We start from the raw sequence: 20,028 nt of genomic DNA, 5'->3' as shown, positions 1-20,028 counted from the left end.
CATGGTATGAAAAAACGTATTTCGGATATTGTTTCCATCATTGTAGGAGCATTGCTGTTCTCCTTGGCCGTTAACTTGTTTGTGATTCCGAACGAATTCGGTGAAGGCGGGGTAACGGGACTGACTATGATTACATACTATTTGTATCAATGGTCACCGGGTATTGTTAGCTTAATTCTTAATGCTTTATTATTGATTATGGGTTATAAATTTTTGGACAAAACGACGACGGTATACACGATTATTGCGGTGTTTTTTAACTCGTTATTCTTGATTCTTACGAAGAATTGGCATATCGCCAGCGATGAGTTGATCATCAATGCAATATTTGGAGGCATCTTGTCTGGTGTGGGTATCGGAATGATCATACGCGTGGGTGGGACGACCGCAGGTTCAACCATTATCGCCAGAATCTTGCATAAATTTTTGGATTGGAACGTTAGCTACGCTCTTCTTCTGGTCGATTTAGTTGTGGTATTTGCTTCGTATTTCATCATTGGTGTTCAAAGTCTGATGTTTACGATTGTGATGCTCTATATAGCGACTAAGGTGATGGACTTCATTATTGAGGGAGTGAATCCTAAGAAGGCCATTACGATTGTATCCAAGGAGCAGGACAAAATTGCTGAACAAGTGAATCGGATCATGGATAGAGGGGTCACAGTCATTTATGGCCGGGGATATTATACTAAAGAACCCAAAGAGCTGCTTTACATTGTCATTAGCAAACAGGAAGTGACCATGCTTAAGAAAATCGTAAGATCGATTGATAAAGAGGCTTTTATCGCCATTCACGATGTAAGAGATGTGTTCGGGGAAGGCTTTGTGGAACTGGCAAAATAAGAGCTAAAGTGCTGTCCGGTAGCTACCTGAGCTGCTTGGGCGGCTTTTTTTTGGTTGGGTATTCGAATGTGATAGATATCATTGCGTTTTCTGTTTGTTCACATTTTATTAAATTTTAAAGTGATTCAGCGCACACTCGCTCATTTGCAGCTTCTATATGCTTGTTATAGAGGCATTATCTAATTGCAGGAGAGAGGGTATTCATATGTTAGATCAACAAACGATTGCTATTATAAAATCAACAGTTCCTGTATTACAGGTTCATGGAACAACCATTACTATGACGTTCTATGGCATGTTATTTGAAAACCATCCAGAGCTATTAAATATATTTAATCATGCCAATCAGCGGCAAGGCAGACAGCAGACAGCGCTTGCTAACGCAGTTCTAGCAGCGGCTATGAATATTGATCAACTAGAGAATATCTTACCAGTGGTGAAACAGATTGCTGAGAAGCATCGCGCGCTAGGTGTATTGCCTGAGCATTATCCGATTGTGGGTGAGACCTTGTTAGCTGCGATTGGGCAAGTGCTTGGCGATGCGGCAACACCGGAAATCATAGATGCATGGGCCAAGGCCTATGGTGTGATCGCAGATGCTTTCATTGGTGTGGAAGCAGAAAAGTATCGTGAAGCTGCGGAAGCTCCGGGGGGCTGGAGTGGATTCAGAAACTTTGTCGTCACTCGGAAGGTTAGAGAAGGTGAGCTTATTACTTCTTTTTACCTGTCTCCTGAGGATGGAGGGGAGATCTCCTCTTATGCCCCGGGTCAGTACATCACGGTTCGTGTTCAGCCTACGGGCGAAGAATATTCCCATATTCGCCACTACAGTTTGTCCAGTGCTCCGGGACAGATGTATTACCGTATCACTGTTAAACGGGAAGGCGAAGGGTTAGACAGACCCGCAGGCGTCGTATCTACTTATCTGCATGATTTCGTCCAAGTGGGCTCTATTTTAGAAGTGGGTTCTCCAGCGGGCGATTTTGTACTGGATCAGCGTAGTGATACTCCGGTGGTTCTAATCAGTGGGGGTGTGGGCTTAACCCCAATGGTAAGTATGCTGGAGACAATAATTGCTGCACAGCCAGAACGCGAGGTAACCTATATTCATGCAGCCAGCAATGGAAGTTTGCATGCTATGAAAGATAGGGTGGCAGATTTAGCGCAATCTCATTCTTCTCTTCGGTCCTATGTATGTTATGAATCTCCAAACGAAGGAGAACAGTACAATAGATCTGGTTATATTGATCTTTCTTGGCTTCAAGAAATAGCAGATGTGAACTCTGAATTCTATTTCTGTGGGCCGACCCCTTTTATGAAGGTCATATATAAGGCGCTCAAGGAATGGCGGGTACCTGATGACAGAATTCATTTTGAATTTTTTGGCCCTGCCGGCAGTTTAGAAGAATAATATAAAACAAAAAGCGCTTCAGCCGATTTGATATGCTCCCGTCATAGTAGACAGTAGAAAAAACAAAAACTTCTACTGCTACAATGACGGGAGTTTTTCTAATGTCTAAAAGAAGTCCAGCATCTTTAGAAGTAAAATTACATGTCGTACGGCTGTGCCTTGAGCACAAGTCGAATCCAAACTATGAGGCAAAACAGCGAGGTCTTAGTTCGCACACGGTTAGAGAATGGATTAGGAAATATAAAGCAGATGGTTTGGACGGGTTAAAGGAATCGAGAACATGGAAAACATACTCAAAGGAATTCAAACTGGCTGCTGTTAACGAAGTGTTGTCTGGTCGTTTCTCCGTTGAAGAGGCGACAAACAAGCATCATATTTCAAGTAGAAGTGTTTTGATCAAATGGATTACCAAGTATACTAATGAGATAGAATTAAAACCTACACATAAAGGAAAAGGACTATCTCATATGAACAAAGGACGTAAAACAACTTTCGAAGAACGTATTGAAATTGCACAATATACCATCGCTAATGAATTGGATTATCAGAAAGCGATTGAAAAATACGGTGTATCTTATCAGCAAGTTTACGCATGGGTTCGGAAATATCAAGCTGGCCGTGAGGAAGCTCTTCAGGACAATCGAGGTCGTAAAAAGCCTGTAGAAGAACTAGAGGAGCATGAACGTCTTAAGCTACGGATTAAAGAGCTAGAAGCGCGAAATGAATACCTAGAGATGGAGAATGACTTCGCAAAAAAGTTGGCAGAGATCAAGCGACGAAATACACGCTAACCCTCGTTCGACAAGTAAACTTGTATCAAGCGATTCAAGAACTGAACAAAGAAAAAGGTCACGCAATTACGAAGTTGTGTGCGTTAGCTGGGGTTGCTCGATCTGCCTATTACAAGTGGTTAAAATGGAAACCCTCTTGCATAGAACTTGAAACTCGTGCGTTAGCGAAAGAAGTAAAGCTACGATATGACAAGCGAAAAGGGATTCTTGGCTACCGTCAAATGCGCACGCAATTAAACCGAAAGCTCAAAAAGCAGTACAACAAAAAGCGTTATTACCGAATTATGTGTGCTCTTGGGCTTAAAGCAGTCATTCGCAGAAAACGAGCAAGTTATGTGAAAGCTACGGAGATCCATGTAGCTGAAAATGTAATGAACCGTAACTTTGATGCCAATTCCCCTAATTCAAAATGGTGTACAGATGTGACAGAACTGAAGTACGGGAATGGGCGCAAAGCCTATTTGAGTGCCATTATTGATGTATATGATAATTCCATTGTTTCATGGGTATTAAGCCATTCCAACAACAATAAACTCGTGATGGATACGTTGAAAAGGGCTTACGCGAAGAATCCTGGCGTATCTCCTCTTCTACAAAGCGACAGAGGTTTCCAGTACACGTCACATGAGTATAACCGACTTCATGTGAAATACGGATTTAAGAAAAGCATGTCTCGTGTGAGCCGATGTTTGGATAACCAACCTATTGAGCGTTTTTGGGGTACTTACAAGGCAGAAAGCTATTATCTTACAAAATTTGATACCTATGAAGAAGTCCTCACGGAGGTTAGCAAATATATTCACTACTACAATAATTACCGCTATACAGAATGTTTGGATGGCTTGTCACCTAACGAATACCGACGAGCTGCATAACGAAAATACCTCAGCTCTAGTAATACGAGCTGAGGTATCTAAACTAACTATTTTTGTTTTTTACACTGTCCACTTGACAGGGAGCACTTCAATTGGCTGAAGCGCTTTTTGTTTTGCGTTAGTATTTATTTGAAAGAAGCAAATGGATCGGTGCCTTTAGGCAATATTGAACTGAAATTAAAGGTGTAGGTAGGAATTCCAGCTGCATAAGGTGCGATTTCATATTGTTGATAGAAGATAGCTAAGCCACTTTCACTGACGAAGAAGGTTGGTTTCTCTGATAGTCCACCAGTTGACTCCGGAAAAGCTACCTCCTTGGTGCTTGCTTTCAACATCTTATCTAGCTTTTGTTTGTAGTTTGGTTCTGCCTTTAGCAGGTCTTTAAGTTCTATTTTCTTACCATCCTTCAGCGAGAAGGTATGCCCCGTACGGAAGGTACCGCCGTGTGCACCACCACTATAACCATATTGATCGACTACAATACTAAGTACGCCTTCACGGTTAAAGGTGACAACATAATTTTGAGAATAGTCATATTTATTCTCTATTGTACCATCTCTACGGCTAGCCTCTTTCTCAGCCTCTGACGCGAATAGTTCAACCTCTTTTTTGAAGGTGGCATTAATCGTGTTTTGTACTTCATCCGTCAGACCGCTGATCTGTGGATATTGTATTTTAATATTAGCATTCTTATTGCTCTTGTCTAAGGCAACAGAGGTGATCTTGATGTCATTCATCACCTTATTGCTAAGCTCAAGCGATTTCTGAGCTGGATTATATACGCCTTGAACACCTAAATAATCATTTAACAGTTTGAAAGGAACATATAAGCGGTCATTGATCATCTTCACTTCATGATTTCCGGTCATGCTATAAATGTAATATCCGTTTAAATCGGTACTGACGCCATAGTCAGAGACCTCCATGTTCAGCTTCGCCGAGTCACTACCTACACTGTAAGTCTTTGTGGTTGAATTGTATTGAATAGCTAGGCCGAAGGCATCACGCAATACGGTTAAAGGGATCATGGTATTTCCATCTACGATTTTTCCTTGCTGCGTTAAGACTTGGCCTTTATATTTAAGTACCACAGAAGGCTGCTGAACGGCTTGTTTAACCGTTTTCGTGGTCGTTGCAGCTTGAACAGAATTCCCTCCGATGAGTCCAGTACCTCCAAGTAATACTCCAGTTGCTAATACAGCAGACGTCCATTTCATAGTTTTGTTCATGATTTAATTTCTCCTCTCCAATGATGGGCTTATGTAGTTCATTATGATTTTTGATGTTGTCTATCACTCCTACAATTATACCTAGGCCCCCAATAGATTTGATTACAAACACGGTTACAGTGTTGTTGCATAGACGTGCAAAAGGTATATACTTTTTAACCATTTATTAATTTTTGACACAATCATGAGGCCTTTAAAGTAATTACGGTAAGCTCTGGACGACAATTAAAACGTAAAGGCATACGAGTTACTCCAATTCCGCGTGTGGTGTAGACCTGGAGTCTACTATCTGGAAGCTGGTACAATCCACTTGAATATTTACTGCCGTGAGGTGGGGTATACAAAGCGCCAACAAATGGGAGTCGGACTTGTCCTCCGTGACTATGGCCGGACAATTGCAGATCTATGGGAAGATCACTATATTCATCGGCAAAATCCGGTTCGTGAGCAAGGAGTAGGGTGCATGCCTTATCAGGGATATGGCGTAGCGCCTGATGAATATCTGCTTTGCCGACCCACGGATCATCTACTCCAGCTAGATAAAGCGCCTCCGCATCTTTTTTTAAGACAATATGTTCATTATGAAGCACGTGGAAGCCAGATTGTGCTAACCCTTTCGTCACAGCTTTCCTAGTACCAAAAGCATCGTGGTTACCTAACACAGCATATTGTCCAAAGGGTGCCCGCAACTGTGAACATAAGTCTACAGCCTCAGAAATATATTCAGTTGAATGATCGAGTAGATCCCCAGTGAAGCAGATCAGGTCTGGACTTACATGTTGAATTTGCTGTACTAACTCTGTTAAGGCTTCGGACTTCGTATACACGCCTAAGTGTAAATCACTGAAATGAACGATACGAAATCTATCGAATGTTGGAGGGAGTAGAGGAAGCTTTATATCTATATGTTTAACTTCAAGCCAGTAGGGCTCGACCCAGTGAGAATAAATGCCGGTCGCACTAGTGGTTCCAAGCAGCCCGAGCGACACTTGAGCACTTTTCTTCAGAAATTGGCGTCTGCTAATAGGTTTAGTATTCATGAATCCATCCTACGGTAGAATTGTTACTTTAATATGACAATATTCATTATGTCACCCATTGTGTCGATAAACTTACATATACATTTACTTAATGGGAGATGAACAGATGAGTATTATCGATGCCTTAGTCCTCGCAGCACCTTACTTCAAAAAGCTTCACTCGCAAGATATTATGATCGGTATTACGGACAGGGAAATCTTCCAGTATTACGCACCAAGTAAAGTTATTGATCTCGGATTGGTTAAGGGTAACCCTATCCCTCCTGAAGATCTGTCGCTTTCAAATGGACTGAAAGGTATAGCAAGCTCTAACCGGATTCCAGCAGAAATATATGGATCTCCTGTGATTTCAACATGTGTTCCTATATATGGAACAGATAACGAGGTAGTGGGCGTGTTCGCAATTGCTTACACACTGGAGAACGAGAATAAGCTTGAGGTATTTACAGAAGAGATTAATGGGATAAGCAATCACCTAATGGATATGGTTCAGAGCGTAGCTGCCCAATCTGAAGAATTATCGGCCACCTCTCAACAAATATTAGATAATACACGTAGAGCGGTAACGGAGTCTCAAGAAGTAAATAAGGTTACTAGCTTCATTCGTGAAATTTCTGAGCAGACGAATCTGCTAGGACTAAATGCGGCCATCGAAGCTGCGCGTGTAGGAGAGCAGGGGGCGGGCTTTGGCGTTGTGGCTAAGGAAGTACGCAAACTGTCTGTAAATACCAAAGAAGCAACCCATAATATTGAAAAATCACTCAGTGATGTTCAAAAGTCCATTAAACAAATGGAGCTGGAAATTGAAGCGATCTCCGCTTCTTCACACGCACAAGCAGAACTTGTCACCGAATTCAGCGGGGTAATTGAACGCTTGAATAAGGCCAGCAAAGAAATGACTACTTTCATGCAATCCATCATCCAGTAGGGTGTATGCATAAAGTTACTTATCCTAAACCATGCTAGAAGAGACAGGCGCATTTCAGAAGGGAGCGAATTTCATTTATGAAACAACCCGATTCCAGTCTGCAAGCGAACGACAATGTAACTCAAGCCAAAAATGCTTTAGGCAAACTTCATTTCTCTGTCTCTCAGGCGCTTAGTCATCCAACAGAACAGACTTTGGCACAGGCTGAGAACCGTTTGGCGCATACCGAACAGGCGGTGGAGCAAGCTCAGGCCTGGTTAGGCCCCCAAGGTGTGGAGTTGGCTGAAGAACTGCTGGCCGAGGATAAGAGCAGGCTTGCTGCATTGAAGACGCAAGGGAAACGTTCAGAACGCTAGATGTTCCTGCTACAACCCGTGAGGCGACTAAGCTTCACGGGTTGTTCTCTTGCACTGTTTCTTTAAGGGTGTAGCTTAGGATTGAGGATGGTATACTGGATTGAAGGTTCTGGCAAGAGCTTGGATGGGGGATAAACGATATGAATGGTAAGGACATTGAAGAGTTAACCCGGCAGGCGGAGGCTTTCGTTCGACAATGTTACGCTGAACTTGATAAGACTGAAGCTGAGATGGATCATCGCATCCAAGCCGTACGAGAAGAAATTAATCAATCCGGGAGTTACACACATACAACGGAAGAGTTGGCTCATGGGGCAAGAATGGCTTGGCGAAATAATAGCCGCTGCATTGGCCGCCTCTTCTGGCAATCCATTGAGCTGATGGATGAACGTCTGGCAGAGACCGAGGAGGATATTGCTGAAGCTTTGCTGCGACATCTGGAAAAGGCGAATAATGGAGGACGCATTCGTCCACTTATCACGGTCTTCCGCAGCGGGATAGATCCTGACCGGAGAATCCGGATTTGGAACCATCAATTGATTCGTTACGCGGGATATCCTGGTGATGCTGAACATGAACGCGCTGGTGATCCGGCATCGGATGAATTTACGAAAGTGTGCCAACAACTAGGCTGGCAGGGAACAAGGGGCGATTTTGATGTATTGCCGCTAGTGATCAGCATAGGTAATGGGCATCCCCATGTATTTCCTATTCCTCAATGCCTCATTCAGGAGGTACCGTTAACGCATCCCGAAATTGAACGTTTTGCAGAGCTTCAGCTTCGCTGGTATTCTGTACCGATCATTTCGGACATGCAGTTGGAGATTGGGGGAATTCTATACCCCGCGGCTCCTTTTAACGGCTGGTACATGGAGACCGAAATTGGCTCACGTAACTTAGGGGATACTGGACGATATAACACTTTGCCGGCTGTAGCTGATCTGATGGGACTTGACCGCTCCAGTAACACAACGCTTTGGAAGGATCGGGTGCTTCTTGAGTTGAATCGTGCAGTACTGCATTCCTTTAAGCAAGCTGGGGTCAGTATCGTTGATCACCATACAGCAGCCGATCAATTTGTGAGATTCCAAGAGCAGGAGCAGGGACATGGACGTCAGGTTTCGGGACGCTGGTCATGGCTGATCCCCCCTATGTCTCCGTCGTCTACACCGATTTGGCATGACAGTAAGCTGAAAGAATATGATTACAGCCCTCGTTTCCTTTATCAGCGATCACCTGTGGCCACCTGCCCTTTTCACTAGCAATCGAATTTATGATCAAAAAAGCGCCAAGTTCCCCTTATAAGGAAACTGGCGCTTTTTAGGCTTTTAAATGATCCAGGAAAATTCGTTTGAGAAGCTCAAGCTGATCGTCGGAGTCTAGGTCCGATTCTAGCAGGAGAATATTCTTTTTCATCGTTAGTTTCCTGGAAAAGAGGGCAAAGCTATTCATAAGAGTGATCAAGGTCTCTTTCACAGGGAGACCGGCACGAATAGAACCGTCTTCCACTCCATTTTGAATGATTCTGGAGTATTCATGCCAGATCTTACGATTGAGTGCATTGAAATTCAGCACATCCTCCACAGGCTCACTGGAGTGTGAGGCGTAGCTTTCGAAATTGACCATAAAGATAATACTTAGATGATTCTGATCCAGTATAAAGAAATCAAATAATTTCTCAATCTTTTCAAGACAGGTAAGTGGCAAGTCGGCCACATATTTAAAATAATCGAGCATAGGCTCCAGCATTCGGGTGGCCACAGCCACGATGAGCTTTTCTTTTCTAGGAAAATATCGAAACAACGTCGCAATCCCTATATTTGCTTCACTCGCGACATCCTGCATCGTCGATTTTTCAATTCCTTTTTGCGAAAATACCTGTTCTGCGGCTTCGAGGATATCCAATAATCTTTGCTGCTTACCATCGGATCTTTCTTTTTCGTATCTTGTTTTAGGATTCATGAGGGATAGACCCTTCCATTTTTTGATTAGGTTCTTTAATTATTAGTATTATATCCACCGTTTATTGGATTAAGCAAGGAGTAGTTGTAGTTGTTTCATAATAATGATATGATGTATATCACAGTGATAGTGTGACTATCATCACTCGAATTATTATATCACAATACGATTATAGAGGAGACTTAATTATGAATCGTCTAACTAATAAAGTAGCAATCATTACAGGTGCAGGCAGCGGTATGGGTCGTGAAGAAGCGCTTTTGATGTCCAAAGAGGGCGCTACAGTTGTAGCAACAGATATTAACGAAGCTGCCGTACAAGCGGTTGTGAAGGAAATCGAAGCCAATGGTGGACAAGCAGCAGCTTATGCACATAATGTAGCTTCTGAAGAAGATTGGATTAAGGTTGTAGAAGATGTGGTTAGCAAGTTTGGTAAAATCGATATCCTGGTAAATAACGCAGGGATCTCTTTCCCTGTTCAATTGCTTGAATCCACTGTTGATCAATGGAACAAAGTAATGAACATTAACGTGAGCAGCGTATTCTTAGGCATGAAGCATGTTGTTCCTCAAATGCAGAACAATAAAGGCGGTTCCATCGTCAATATTTCCTCCATCGCAGGTTTGACGGGCAGCAGCGGTGCTGGCGCTTATACAGCTTCTAAAGGTGCCGTTCGTATGCTGAGTAAAGCAGCAGCTGTAGACTTTGGTAAAGATAACATTCGCGTGAACTCTGTTCACCCAGGCTTTATCGAAACCCCAATGAGTGCTGAATTTGTAAATGACGAAAGAATGCATAGCTTCTTTATGTCCCAGACTGCATTGCCACGCGTTGGACGTGCTTCTGAAGTAGCTGAAGCTGTATTATTCTTGGCTTCTGATGAAGCTTCATACATTACAGGTGTTGAGTTGCCAGTTGATGGCGGAGTGGTAGCTAAATAATAAATTTATAAATAGGAAACACTAAGAAAGCCGTCTCATGCGTAGAATCTGTCTATGCGTAGGGCGGCTTTTTTGCACCCATTTCTACCGAACATTAGCCTACAACCCTGCATAACATATAGCACTTGTAAGTAGGAGAAGGGTGTGGTTCGGAGATGGGCATCCAATTAACAGCACTCCATTATGTATATCTGGCATTCATCGTGTTCATTATGGCACTTCTGATTAAGCGGCGGGATACAACGATGATCTGTATTGCAGGCATCTTTGTACTAGGCTGGCTCGCGACAGAAACGATTAGTGGTTCGGTCACAGGCGTATTCAACTCTTTTGTATATGCAACTAAGGAGCTAATGGGTACGATTATGATTATTTCGATCATTGTAGCCATGAGCAGAGTATTAACACGTACCGGAATAAACGAGACGATGGTTGCTCCGCTTACCCGTTTTTTACGTACGCCGTTTATGGCATTTTGGGGCATTGGCTTCATTATGATGGTAACATCATGGTTCTTCTGGCCTTCGCCAGCCGTTGCCTTGATAGGGGTTGTGCTACTGCCCGTTGCTATTCGTGTGGGATTACCTGCACTTGGAGCAGCGATGGCGATGAATCTATTCGGTCATGGGATTGCGTTGTCGAGTGATTATATTATTCAAGGTGCACCTAAATTGACGGCAGATGCGGCAGGGCTGCCGGTAAGCAATGTCATGGAAGCGAGTATTCCACTTGTGATCGTGATGGGTATAGTCACTACGGTAACAGCTTATTGGATGATGCGGCGGGATCAGAAGAATGGTACTTGGCGGGATGGACTTATCTCGGGGAAAAATGCCGGGAATGCGCTAGCTGCAGAGAGTGATGCGGTAGAAGATCAAGCCGTCATTCCGCCCACACTGAAGAAATGGTTGGCTATCTTGATCCCACTCTTGTTTCTAGCTGATGTAGCGGGCATGTTTCTGCTGGATTTACAGGGGGGAGACGCAACTGCTTTAGTTGGCGGGACTGCTGTATTTATCTTGGTCGTAGTAACATTGCTCGCACATCGTAATAAAGGATTGGAGCAAGTTACCGCCTATCTAATCGATGGACTTACATTTGGCTTTAAAGTATTCGGTCCAGTGATTCCGATTGCTGCATTCTTCTATTTGGGTGATTCGGCCTTTGCTGAATTGTTTGGAAAAGTTTTACCTGCTGCATCTCAGGGGATTGTTAATGATCTTGGGGTTGCTCTAGCGCATAATGTGCCACTGAATGGTGCTGTAGGTGCTGTGACCGCCACCATAACAGGAGCCATCACGGGTCTTGATGGTTCAGGGTTCTCGGGAATCTCACTTGCGGGGTCCATCGGAAAATTGTTCGCGGTGGCCACTCATTCTGACGCAGCTACTTTAACTGCACTTGGTCAGGTATCTGCCATTTGGGTGGGTGGGGGTACGTTAATCCCATGGGCATTGATCCCAGCCGCTGCGATCTGCGGTGTAAGCCCGTTTGAGCTCGCTAGACGCAATGTTAAACCGGTACTAATTGGACTGATAGTTACTACAATTGTTGCTATGTTTCTGGTGTAGACCCAGCTTAAAACATGATGGAATCCAAAAAAAGCTGCCGAGAATATTCCCGGCAGCCTTATATGTTTATCGTATACCCTTCATGAAATTCTGAATCTTCGAAGAGAACAGGAAGAGAATTAACGCGAGCACAATGGCGACTCCGCCGATGACTCCGAAGTACAGCATTTCAGTATCCGGGGTATAGAACTTCACAATCTGAGCATTGATAGCTTGCGCAGCAGCATTGGACAAGAACCACATGCTCATCATCTGAGCTGTAAAAGCAGCGGGTGCCAGTTTGGTTGTTGCCGAGAGACCAACAGGTGACAAGCATAGTTCCCCAATGACGACGATAAAGTAGCTGAGAACCAGCCATAATGGATTCACCAGTGAATGGGCTCCACCGAAGTAAGCCGGTACCAGAATCACTAGGAAGGACAGACCGGCAAACAATAAACCAAGCGAGAACTTTTGGGGAATCGTTGGTTGGCGGTTACCGAGCTTTAACCAAATCCAGGCAAATGCAGGTGCAAGGGCGATAATAAACAGTGGGTTAAGCGACTGGAACCAAGCAGGAGAAATGTGTATGCCTGCAAAATCCAACTGGGTGCGCTTATCAGCAAAGCTTGCTAGAACCGTTGAAGTTTGTTCCTGAATCGCCCAGAACATAATCGAAGCCATAAATAAAGGGATGTATGCGAGAATCCGTGATCGCTCTACAGCAGTTGTCTTGGGACTGCGGTACATCACAATAAAGTACATGGTAGGAATAAGCAGCCCTAAGACCCCTACAATTTTAATGAATGTCTCAAAAGTAAGTGCTCCAGTAAGAATGCCTATCGTAACTAATACAGCAAGCACAACTAATCCAATCCCAATCCAAGTAAACAATTTTTTCTTTTGTTCGGCTGGAATCGGGTTGTGTACAATCGTACCCGCCAGACCTAGATTTTTGGTGCGAGTCATTACGTAAACAACTAGTCCGATAAACATTCCGATTGCGGCAATCGAGAAGCCTAGATGGAAATTATTCATACCTACCGCGCCTACAATTAGTGGAGAGATGAATCCGCCGAGGTTAATACCCATATAAAAAATGCTGAAAGCAGCGTCGCGGCGGTTATCTTGTTCGCTGTAGATTTCGCCTACAATACTTGATACATTGGGCTTAAGAAGTCCGGTTCCAAGCACGATCATAATCATCGAAGCAAAGAATAGCGTGGCATTTCCCGGTATCGCCAGTAAAATATGCCCGAACATAATTAGAACGCCGCCGTAAAAGACAGCCTTGGAAGTCCCGAAAATTCGATCTGCAAGCCATCCACCTATAATTCCAGACATATATACGAGTGATCCGTAGATAGACATAATTGAAAGGGCCATATCCTCTGGAAATCCGAGTCCGCCTTTGCTTACCTCATAATACATGTAGTAAACAAGGATCGCTCTCATGCCATAATAGGAAAAACGTTCCCAAAATTCAGTAAAGAAAAGTGTGAATAGTCCCTTAGGATGTCCGAAAAATCCGGTTTGCGGGACACTATCTACAATTTTTTGCCTGTCTGTTGCTGACATGAATCAAATCCTCCTAGATGCTAATTGCTCTTTTCATGAAGTTAACACAGCTCTACACTACCTTAATATTTATAATACCCTCATGAGGAAAATCACAACCCTTTGGTAAGAAGGTTCTGAATAATGTCATATTTTTTAGTAATATTTCCAGCGTGGATTATGAATTAACTTTTATTGTGAATGTCATCCAAAACAATTGAGTTTTGAATATTATATTGTTTGGAGTTGCATTATTTCGGAGATGAGCATATACTCTGAACAAGAAAGTGATTGATCAATAACCTAATAAGATTAGGTTACGTAAGGAGATTATCATGACAACAGAATCTAGTTCCGGTCGCAAGAAATCGGATGAATCGGTCACTGTAAACCGCCGGGAACAAATCTTGGAGGCAGCGGTTATTGTGTTCGCCGAGAATGGATACTACCGAGCTACAACAGCACAGGTTGCGGAAAAGGTAGGTATTTCTCAGCCCTATGTATTCAAGGTGTTCAAGAACAAAGAAGAATTGTTTGTCGCTTCCTTAGAACGGGCTTTTGAGCGGATTATTCATTCATTTAAAGGAGTAGAAGCCCCAGCAGATCAAGTGTTGAAGGAAAGTATTAAGGTATACGAGTTGTTGATGGAGACGCATCCGAATGAGATTATTTTGCAAATTCAGGGGTTAGGGATTCGCGATGAAGTCATTCGTGAAACCATGCAAAAGGGAATGCTGGAAATTACCAACCTTGTGCACGAGAAGTTTGTCGCCGCCGGGATCGAGCAGCCTGAAGTAGAGGTAAGCACCTTTATGGCCAATGGTATGCTGTGCAATATTTCTATGGCCCTTGGAATGCCTGAGCTGAAGCCGAAACATCGGAAATAGGTGTAGAGAAGAAGATACGTTGTAACATCTAAGAGCTTAGGCTCCTAGATGTATGATTATAAGTTAGTGATTGATCAATAACAATAATAGGAGGAATGATTTATGTTAACAAAAGCGCTCGTGCTTGGTGCAACCGGGGGAACAGGGACTGTTATTATCGCTGAATTGTTAAAGAGAGGAATAGAAACGGTGGCCTTTGGACGATCGATTCCAAAGCTGGAGAAGCTTGCAACAAAGCTGGGTAATCCCGCCGCGCTTAAGCTAATGGCAGGAGACGTATTTAATGTGCAGGATATATTAGCAGCTGCACAGGATGTGGATGTTATTTTTCATAGTGCATCTGTTCCATATAATGCGATGAGCACGCGACTGTTACCCATGGGAGAGGCGGTTATGGAGGCGGCTAATACGCTGGGAATAAAGGTTGTCGCAGTGGATGGCATTTATCCTTATGGGAGAAGACAGAATGACAAGCCGATCGACGAGGAATATCCGAAGAATCCGCATACAAAAAAAGGAAAAGTGAAACTTGAGTTTGAACGAATGTTTTTTAGCCGGCGTTGGAGTAATACACAGGGACTCATTGTCCGATTACCGGATTATTATGGACCTACTGCCAATGAGGCTTCTTATTTAGGATCGACCCTAGAGTCCATCGCTGCGGGTAAACCTGCAATGTTCATTGGCAATATGAACGTTCCCCGTGAGTATGTATATTTGCCGGATGCGGCTGTCATGATTGTTGAGCTCGCTTGCAGAGAAGAGGCTTATGGTCAGAATTGGAATATTCCGGGGACAGGCACAATTTCAGGTCGAGATATCGTTAAAATAGCGCAAGTAGCACAAGGTTCCAAGAAGCCTGTTATCTCTGTAGGAAGGATTGGATTATCGCTGCTCGGCACATTCGTTCCAGTCATGAAAGAGATCGTGGAGATGCTGTATTTAACCCAGGAACCAGTGATCCTAAGCAGTGGTAAATATGAGCGTAATGTGGGTCCAATTCCCACTACTCCTTTTGAGCAAGGGATAACTGAGACGGTGCTTGCTCTGATGAGTCGTCAGGTCAGGGGAGAATAAAGAACAACGGTCATTGTGAAAGATAGAATAAAAGGCAAACTTATGATACTATTTACTCCTATATAGAAAGAGGACGTGAGCTAAAATGATCAACATAACTATGCCCAATGTGGATGTTCGAATTACTAAACAAATCAACCCGCAGCTAAGCAATATTTACGGATTCACTGATTTCCATCTGATTCCAAGAGATTACGGCGGCATCTTCATGTTCTACAATGACCAAGATGAGTTGTTGTTTGTAGGTAAAGCGAGAAAGCTAAGACCCAGAATCAAAAAACATTTTGAAGATACCGTATCTGATATCAAGCATCATCGGGACGAGGTCACCAGAATTGATGTATGTTTAATCGAAAGTCCAGTTCATAGAGAGATATACGAAACCTATATCATTAATGAGCTGAAATCTAAATACAATGTAGATAAAGTAATGTTCAGATAAATATAAAGAAGAGGCGCCGTCTAATGACGGTGCTTTTTTTATGCTTGAAGAAAGCTAGGAATGAAATAAGAGCATCGGAACACACTATAAAAGATAGTTAATAAATCCTTAAAGGGAGATCGGTCATATTGAAGACTAAGTTTTTGATATTGAAGCTAACCTTACTGTGTATGTTTCTTGTGGTTAGTGTAATGCCAGTAACTGCCGATGCTGCAGCTAAAGAGAAAAAGAGCTCACACAAGCTATGCTTTACGCCCTCTGTAATAGAGCTTAAGGATAATCTCAGGAAACTATGGAGCGATCATGTGATATGGACAAAAAACTACATAGTTAGCGCTTTTGCGAATTCCGAGGATAAAGAGAAGGTACTGGCAAGGTTGCTACAGAATCAGCAGGAGATAGGGGATGTTTATAAGCCGTATTACGGTAAGGCAGTAGGGGATAAGCTAGCTCAATTATTGCGGGAGCATATCCTGATTGCCGGAAAGGTAGTTGCTGCTGCACTAGCAGGTAATCAGTCAGATTTGGAGAAATACAATAAAGAGTGGTACGACAACGCTGACGACATTGCAAAGTTCCTTAGCGCACAGAATCCCAAATATTCGTATGAACAATTGAAAGAGATGCTTCATGAACATTTGGAGCTAATAACGGATGATGTGACAGCTAGAGTTAAAAAGGATTGGGATGCCGAAGTCGTCGCCTTCGATAAAGGGCTTGAGCATATAAATATGTTTGGAGATCTACTAACCGTGGGTATTGTTAAACAATTCCCTGATAAATTCAATTAGAACCAGAGCACCCGCAAGGGTGCTTTTTTCTTGTTATAGGCAACCATTTAGGTCTTTTGATCCAATTCAAAAAGTTAGATATAAAGGCTCACTTACAGACAAGGCAAGTAAACTATAATAGACTCGTGGGCACTCGACATTTTTTGACATTTTTTTATAATTGAGGTGATAAGATCAATGATTTCTCCCTTTTTTAAAAAGAAAGATTCCGTGGATAAGCAGTCCAAACCGGGTATGGTTCAAAAGGTGCAATTATCAGAAGAGCAGGGCGAGGAAGTAGAGGAACAGATCGCTGGCGAGACTTTAGCAGGAGTGGTAACTACGGGAAAAGCTCCGCTTGATAAAAAATCACTCGATCTAATCTTCTCCGTGGAGCAGATTATTCAGGCCAGACAGCATGCCGAGACAAATATTAATGAACTTCAGGATCGGTTGACGCATTCCAGCAGCCATGTTGAACGTTTGAACCGGGACATGAAGAATCTCAATAAAGTGATTGAGGAAAGAGAGAAGAACGTTCGAGAGCTTGAGCATAAATTGATTGAGAAGAATCTAAAGGTCGATCAAGTGCTGGAAGATTATCGGGAGCTTCAGACCACCCTCACCGCAGAGATTGAAGAATTAAAAAGTACGATCGATCTGGAGCATCAAAAGTATGTAAATCTGATCCAAAAGCATAACGAAGCTCATGCAGAGAAGCTTAAAAAGATGAACGATCTGGAAGAGAAGCTCGGACGGATTGAAACTGAGAATGCGCATTTAAGACAGAAATACGATACGATCCGCCAAGAAAAAGCCTACCTCTCCGGTATGATCAGCGATTTTACCAATCGTATGACCGTCCCTTTTGGGAATGGAAGCACGCTGGCGGGAAGAAATGAAGACAACGGAGATACATAAGATTCATGGCAATGAATGAACCGAGCGCTGTTCTAATGATTGAGTTGCTGTCGCTTGAGCATGAACAGGCTGGTTATCAGATTGAGATAGGTTTAACCCGTGATATCGGGTATGCCAGACGCATGCTAACCATAGATGAATTTACATATGAACAACTAAACGCGTTGGCTCCCTATTTTGGGGAAAGAATGAGATTGTCATTGTATCCGAAGTGGGATCCTTTTCGTAATAGTTACTACAGCACACTGGTCATTATGAACCAGACCTTCAGCGAAACCCTGTATTTTGCTTGCTCTGAATATTATGTATCGCAGCTTCTTCAGTTAAAGGAATTAGACGATCCCCATGTACATGAAGAGATTGCTGTTGAAACGACATCACCCTCTATACCTCCAGCACGTAGGCTAAGAAAGAAAAACAAAAAACGGTTTGGAAGACTTGGACTGCAGAGTATTGTGCTCGCTTCTTGTTTAGTAGTTGTATTGTCTCTTCGAATGGGTGGTCAAGTTATGGATCGTGCAGAAGGGTTGAAAGGTCCCTCACTAGGCACCAGCGCTGAGGGGATCGAGAAAATGGTCTCTCTACCGTTCATTCCCCCTATTGGTAAGATAGAAACGACCCCTAGTCAGCAAGAGGAACCTGCGCCTACGCCAGAAACTTCTAAGCCTTCACCAGAACCTTCAGAGCCTCCTCAAGAGCAGATGAAGCGGTATGAGGAGATTAAATTAACCGGGGATAAATACACCTATAGCCTGCCGAAGGGTTACGTAGCCTTGTCATTTGATGATGGCCCGTCGAAATATACGAAAGAAATCGTAGATATTCTAGTAGAGCATGAGGTGGCAGCCACCTTTTTATTTGTAGGGAATAAGGTCTCTCGTAATGTGGAAGCGGTTAAGTATGCGAGCGAGCATCAGATGTCGATTGGAAGTCATTCGTGGGATCATAGCAAGATGACCGACAATGGGGTTAAGGAGAATCAGAATAATTTGGCGAAGGCTAATCAGGCATTGGAGCAAATCACTCAATCGCCGATTACTGTTTTTCGGCCGCCATACGGCGCGATTAATGATAAGTTAGCAGCCAATGTGACAGAACAGCAGATGAAGGTATTGTTATGGAATCGTGATTCTGAGGATTGGAAACGAAAGACCCCAGAAGACGTCATTCAATTTGTTCATCATACTGATCCGTCCGGTGCAGTCTATCTCTTTCACGAAAAGAAGATTACCGTGGAGGCATTGCCTGCTATCATTCAGTATCTAAAAGGGAAAAACATGAAATTCGTCATTTTTAAATAACATCAATGATCCATGATTGGGACTTATTTTAGAATAAGAGTAGCTGTTACAGGGTTATGATCGCTGTGTTCAAAAGATAGGTCATGGCCTTGTACGCCACTTATTGTGATATTCGGTGAAACTAGGAAGCCATCAATTACAGCACGGAAATTTACACCTTCTGAATAAGCTACATCAAGTGTCCGGACGGACGGCACTTGAGCATCGACAGCCCATTGAAAGCCCTCCGGTTTGAAATCTTCAGGAAACTGCTGTAGCCATTCTGGCCAAGCTTGTGTAGTCTCAAAGGCCTCAGGGGTTGTGCCCGGTAAAGAATGATTCCAGTCTCCACCTAAGATGAGGTAATTGCCTTTATCATTCTCTCTCTGAATATAAGTAGAAAGATATTCTAATTGCTGCTTACGAATCGTTCCCCCTTGATCAAAGGCTGATAAATGAAGATTGATCAGGACCAGTTCTTTCCCGTTACCGACGGGGAATCTGCTCTCCATAAAGGCGCGGTCAAGTTCAAACAGTTGACGAGGCCAGCTTTCTTTTCCCGGAAGATCATATCTAACGTTACTTGTGCTACTGAATTTAGATAAGGTTAATAAACCGCTATTTACTGAGCCCATCGGATCAAAAACGGGAATCGGTACCCAAGGCACCTTGTAGTTCGTTGCGAATACGTTGCTGTAATAAGAGAAGGTATTCGATAACAAGGAGACCTCATCTATGTGGTTGCTACGGGAAGAATTGATGTCCACCTCCTGCAACATGAATAGATCCGAGCCTGAAGTGGTCATTAGAGAGGCTATTGCCTCAAGATTTGTCTTCGTTTGTTCCTCGCTGCTTGAACGTGAATGGGTCCCGCCATCCATAAAGAAATCCTGCCCCCTATCCAGCCCGGCATAGCCAATATTAAAGGTTGTTATTACAAAAGGCTCTCCCTGCTTCATCATTTGTTCCTGATTATGGTTTACCGTTAGTGGAGTAGTCTCCTTCGGCTTATAATCGGCAATGGTAATATACAGTAAAAAGCCACCAAAGATTAAGACGGCAGCTAGAAGGGCAAAACCGATGATTTTTATTGTGGTTGAGCTCATTTAATTCGATCTCTCCTCAGATGTGATTTCATAGAACGGACTTCTAATGATGTAAACTTCGA

Annotated in this window: 20 protein-coding genes; 15 read left to right on the top strand and 5 right to left on the bottom strand. The window is 43.2% G+C overall.

Going from position 1 to position 20,028, the window contains the following annotated elements; translation table 11 throughout:
- Nucleotides 1–6: 6 nt before the first annotated feature.
- The 4 genes from ACN6KS_RS29390 to ACN6KS_RS29375 all read left to right on the top strand — a co-directional run bounded on the left by ACN6KS_RS29390 (nucleotide 7) and on the right by ACN6KS_RS29375 (nucleotide 3,920).
- A complete protein-coding gene (locus ACN6KS_RS29390) occupies nucleotides 7–843 on the top strand; it encodes a YitT family protein (RefSeq protein WP_094868411.1) in 837 nt (278 codons plus the stop codon).
- A gap of 205 nt (nucleotides 844–1,048) precedes the next feature.
- Nucleotides 1,049–2,254, top strand: a complete 1,206-nt coding sequence (gene hmpA / locus ACN6KS_RS29385) for an NO-inducible flavohemoprotein (RefSeq protein ID WP_440961024.1) — start codon at nucleotides 1,049–1,051, stop codon at nucleotides 2,252–2,254.
- 101 nt (nucleotides 2,255–2,355) lie between these two features.
- Entirely contained in the window at nucleotides 2,356–3,045 is a 690-nt protein-coding gene (locus ACN6KS_RS29380) for a helix-turn-helix domain-containing protein (protein WP_440960103.1), read from the top strand.
- Nucleotides 3,046–3,065: 20 nt separating this feature from the next.
- Nucleotides 3,066–3,920, top strand: a complete 855-nt coding sequence (locus ACN6KS_RS29375; RefSeq protein WP_440960104.1) for an IS3 family transposase — start codon at nucleotides 3,066–3,068, stop codon at nucleotides 3,918–3,920.
- A 125-nt stretch (nucleotides 3,921–4,045) separates the two neighbouring features.
- Here the strand turns inward: ACN6KS_RS29375 and ACN6KS_RS29370 are convergent, their stop codons facing one another.
- Together ACN6KS_RS29370 and ACN6KS_RS29365 are read right to left on the bottom strand one after the other, a co-directional pair.
- The gene (locus ACN6KS_RS29370; protein WP_440961023.1) at nucleotides 4,046–5,149 is read right to left on the bottom strand and encodes a PdaC/SigV domain-containing protein; all 1,104 of its coding nucleotides are present in this window, start codon (nucleotides 5,147–5,149) and stop codon (nucleotides 4,046–4,048) included.
- Between the two features lie 182 nt (nucleotides 5,150–5,331).
- Complete coding sequence (locus ACN6KS_RS29365; RefSeq protein ID WP_440961022.1) at nucleotides 5,332–6,189, bottom strand: metallophosphoesterase; 858 nt, start codon at nucleotides 6,187–6,189, stop codon at nucleotides 5,332–5,334.
- Nucleotides 6,190–6,295: 106 nt separating this feature from the next.
- Here ACN6KS_RS29365 and ACN6KS_RS29360 point away from each other — a divergent pair, with 106 nt between their 5' ends.
- The 3 genes from ACN6KS_RS29360 (at nucleotide 6,296) to ACN6KS_RS29350 (ending at nucleotide 8,735) form a co-directional block, all read left to right on the top strand.
- The gene (locus ACN6KS_RS29360; RefSeq protein WP_440961021.1) at nucleotides 6,296–7,117 is read left to right on the top strand and encodes a methyl-accepting chemotaxis protein; all 822 of its coding nucleotides are present in this window, start codon (nucleotides 6,296–6,298) and stop codon (nucleotides 7,115–7,117) included.
- 77 nt (nucleotides 7,118–7,194) lie between these two features.
- A complete protein-coding gene (locus ACN6KS_RS29355) occupies nucleotides 7,195–7,473 on the top strand; it encodes a hypothetical protein (protein WP_094868406.1) in 279 nt (92 codons plus the stop codon).
- Between the two features lie 140 nt (nucleotides 7,474–7,613).
- Entirely contained in the window at nucleotides 7,614–8,735 is a 1,122-nt protein-coding gene (locus tag ACN6KS_RS29350; protein WP_440961020.1) for a nitric oxide synthase oxygenase, read from the top strand.
- A 58-nt stretch (nucleotides 8,736–8,793) separates the two neighbouring features.
- Here ACN6KS_RS29350 and ACN6KS_RS29345 read toward each other — a convergent pair whose 3' ends face one another.
- Nucleotides 8,794–9,435, bottom strand: a complete 642-nt coding sequence (locus ACN6KS_RS29345; RefSeq protein ID WP_094868404.1) for a TetR/AcrR family transcriptional regulator — start codon at nucleotides 9,433–9,435, stop codon at nucleotides 8,794–8,796.
- Nucleotides 9,436–9,623: 188 nt separating this feature from the next.
- Here ACN6KS_RS29345 and ACN6KS_RS29340 point away from each other — a divergent pair, with 188 nt between their 5' ends.
- Nucleotides 9,624–10,376, top strand: a complete 753-nt coding sequence (locus tag ACN6KS_RS29340) for an SDR family NAD(P)-dependent oxidoreductase (RefSeq protein ID WP_094868403.1) — start codon at nucleotides 9,624–9,626, stop codon at nucleotides 10,374–10,376.
- A gap of 155 nt (nucleotides 10,377–10,531) precedes the next feature.
- Nucleotides 10,532–11,947: a hypothetical protein gene (locus ACN6KS_RS29335; RefSeq protein WP_440961019.1), complete on the top strand. Its 1,416-nt coding sequence runs from the start codon at nucleotides 10,532–10,534 to the stop codon at nucleotides 11,945–11,947.
- 66 nt (nucleotides 11,948–12,013) lie between these two features.
- On the opposite strand, the gene ACN6KS_RS29330 is transcribed toward ACN6KS_RS29335, so the two are convergent.
- The gene (locus ACN6KS_RS29330; protein WP_341135967.1) at nucleotides 12,014–13,504 is read right to left on the bottom strand and encodes a peptide MFS transporter; all 1,491 of its coding nucleotides are present in this window, start codon (nucleotides 13,502–13,504) and stop codon (nucleotides 12,014–12,016) included.
- A gap of 314 nt (nucleotides 13,505–13,818) precedes the next feature.
- Between ACN6KS_RS29330 and ACN6KS_RS29325 the strand changes: the two genes are divergently transcribed.
- From ACN6KS_RS29325 to ACN6KS_RS29300, 6 genes are all read left to right on the top strand, one after another.
- A complete protein-coding gene (locus ACN6KS_RS29325) occupies nucleotides 13,819–14,370 on the top strand; it encodes a TetR/AcrR family transcriptional regulator (RefSeq protein WP_094868400.1) in 552 nt (183 codons plus the stop codon).
- A gap of 102 nt (nucleotides 14,371–14,472) precedes the next feature.
- A complete protein-coding gene (locus ACN6KS_RS29320; protein WP_440961018.1) occupies nucleotides 14,473–15,447 on the top strand; it encodes an NAD-dependent epimerase/dehydratase family protein in 975 nt (324 codons plus the stop codon).
- Between the two features lie 85 nt (nucleotides 15,448–15,532).
- A complete protein-coding gene (locus ACN6KS_RS29315; RefSeq protein WP_341135965.1) occupies nucleotides 15,533–15,889 on the top strand; it encodes a nucleotide excision repair endonuclease in 357 nt (118 codons plus the stop codon).
- A gap of 128 nt (nucleotides 15,890–16,017) precedes the next feature.
- A complete protein-coding gene (locus tag ACN6KS_RS29310) occupies nucleotides 16,018–16,680 on the top strand; it encodes a glycosyltransferase (protein WP_094868397.1) in 663 nt (220 codons plus the stop codon).
- 177 nt (nucleotides 16,681–16,857) lie between these two features.
- Entirely contained in the window at nucleotides 16,858–17,580 is a 723-nt protein-coding gene (locus ACN6KS_RS29305) for a hypothetical protein (protein WP_094868396.1), read from the top strand.
- A 5-nt stretch (nucleotides 17,581–17,585) separates the two neighbouring features.
- Nucleotides 17,586–18,881: a polysaccharide deacetylase family protein gene (locus ACN6KS_RS29300; RefSeq protein ID WP_440961017.1), complete on the top strand. Its 1,296-nt coding sequence runs from the start codon at nucleotides 17,586–17,588 to the stop codon at nucleotides 18,879–18,881.
- Nucleotides 18,882–18,904: 23 nt separating this feature from the next.
- Here ACN6KS_RS29300 and ACN6KS_RS29295 read toward each other — a convergent pair whose 3' ends face one another.
- Nucleotides 18,905–19,966: an endonuclease/exonuclease/phosphatase family protein gene (locus tag ACN6KS_RS29295; RefSeq protein ID WP_440961016.1), complete on the bottom strand. Its 1,062-nt coding sequence runs from the start codon at nucleotides 19,964–19,966 to the stop codon at nucleotides 18,905–18,907.
- Nucleotides 19,967–20,028 lie beyond the last annotated feature (62 nt).

The sequence above is a fragment of the Paenibacillus nitricinens genome (genome assembly GCF_052056485.1).
GTDB lineage: Bacteria > Bacillota > Bacilli > Paenibacillales > Paenibacillaceae > Paenibacillus_AQ > Paenibacillus_AQ nitricinens.
This window is presented reverse-complemented; position numbering and strand designations above follow the sequence as displayed.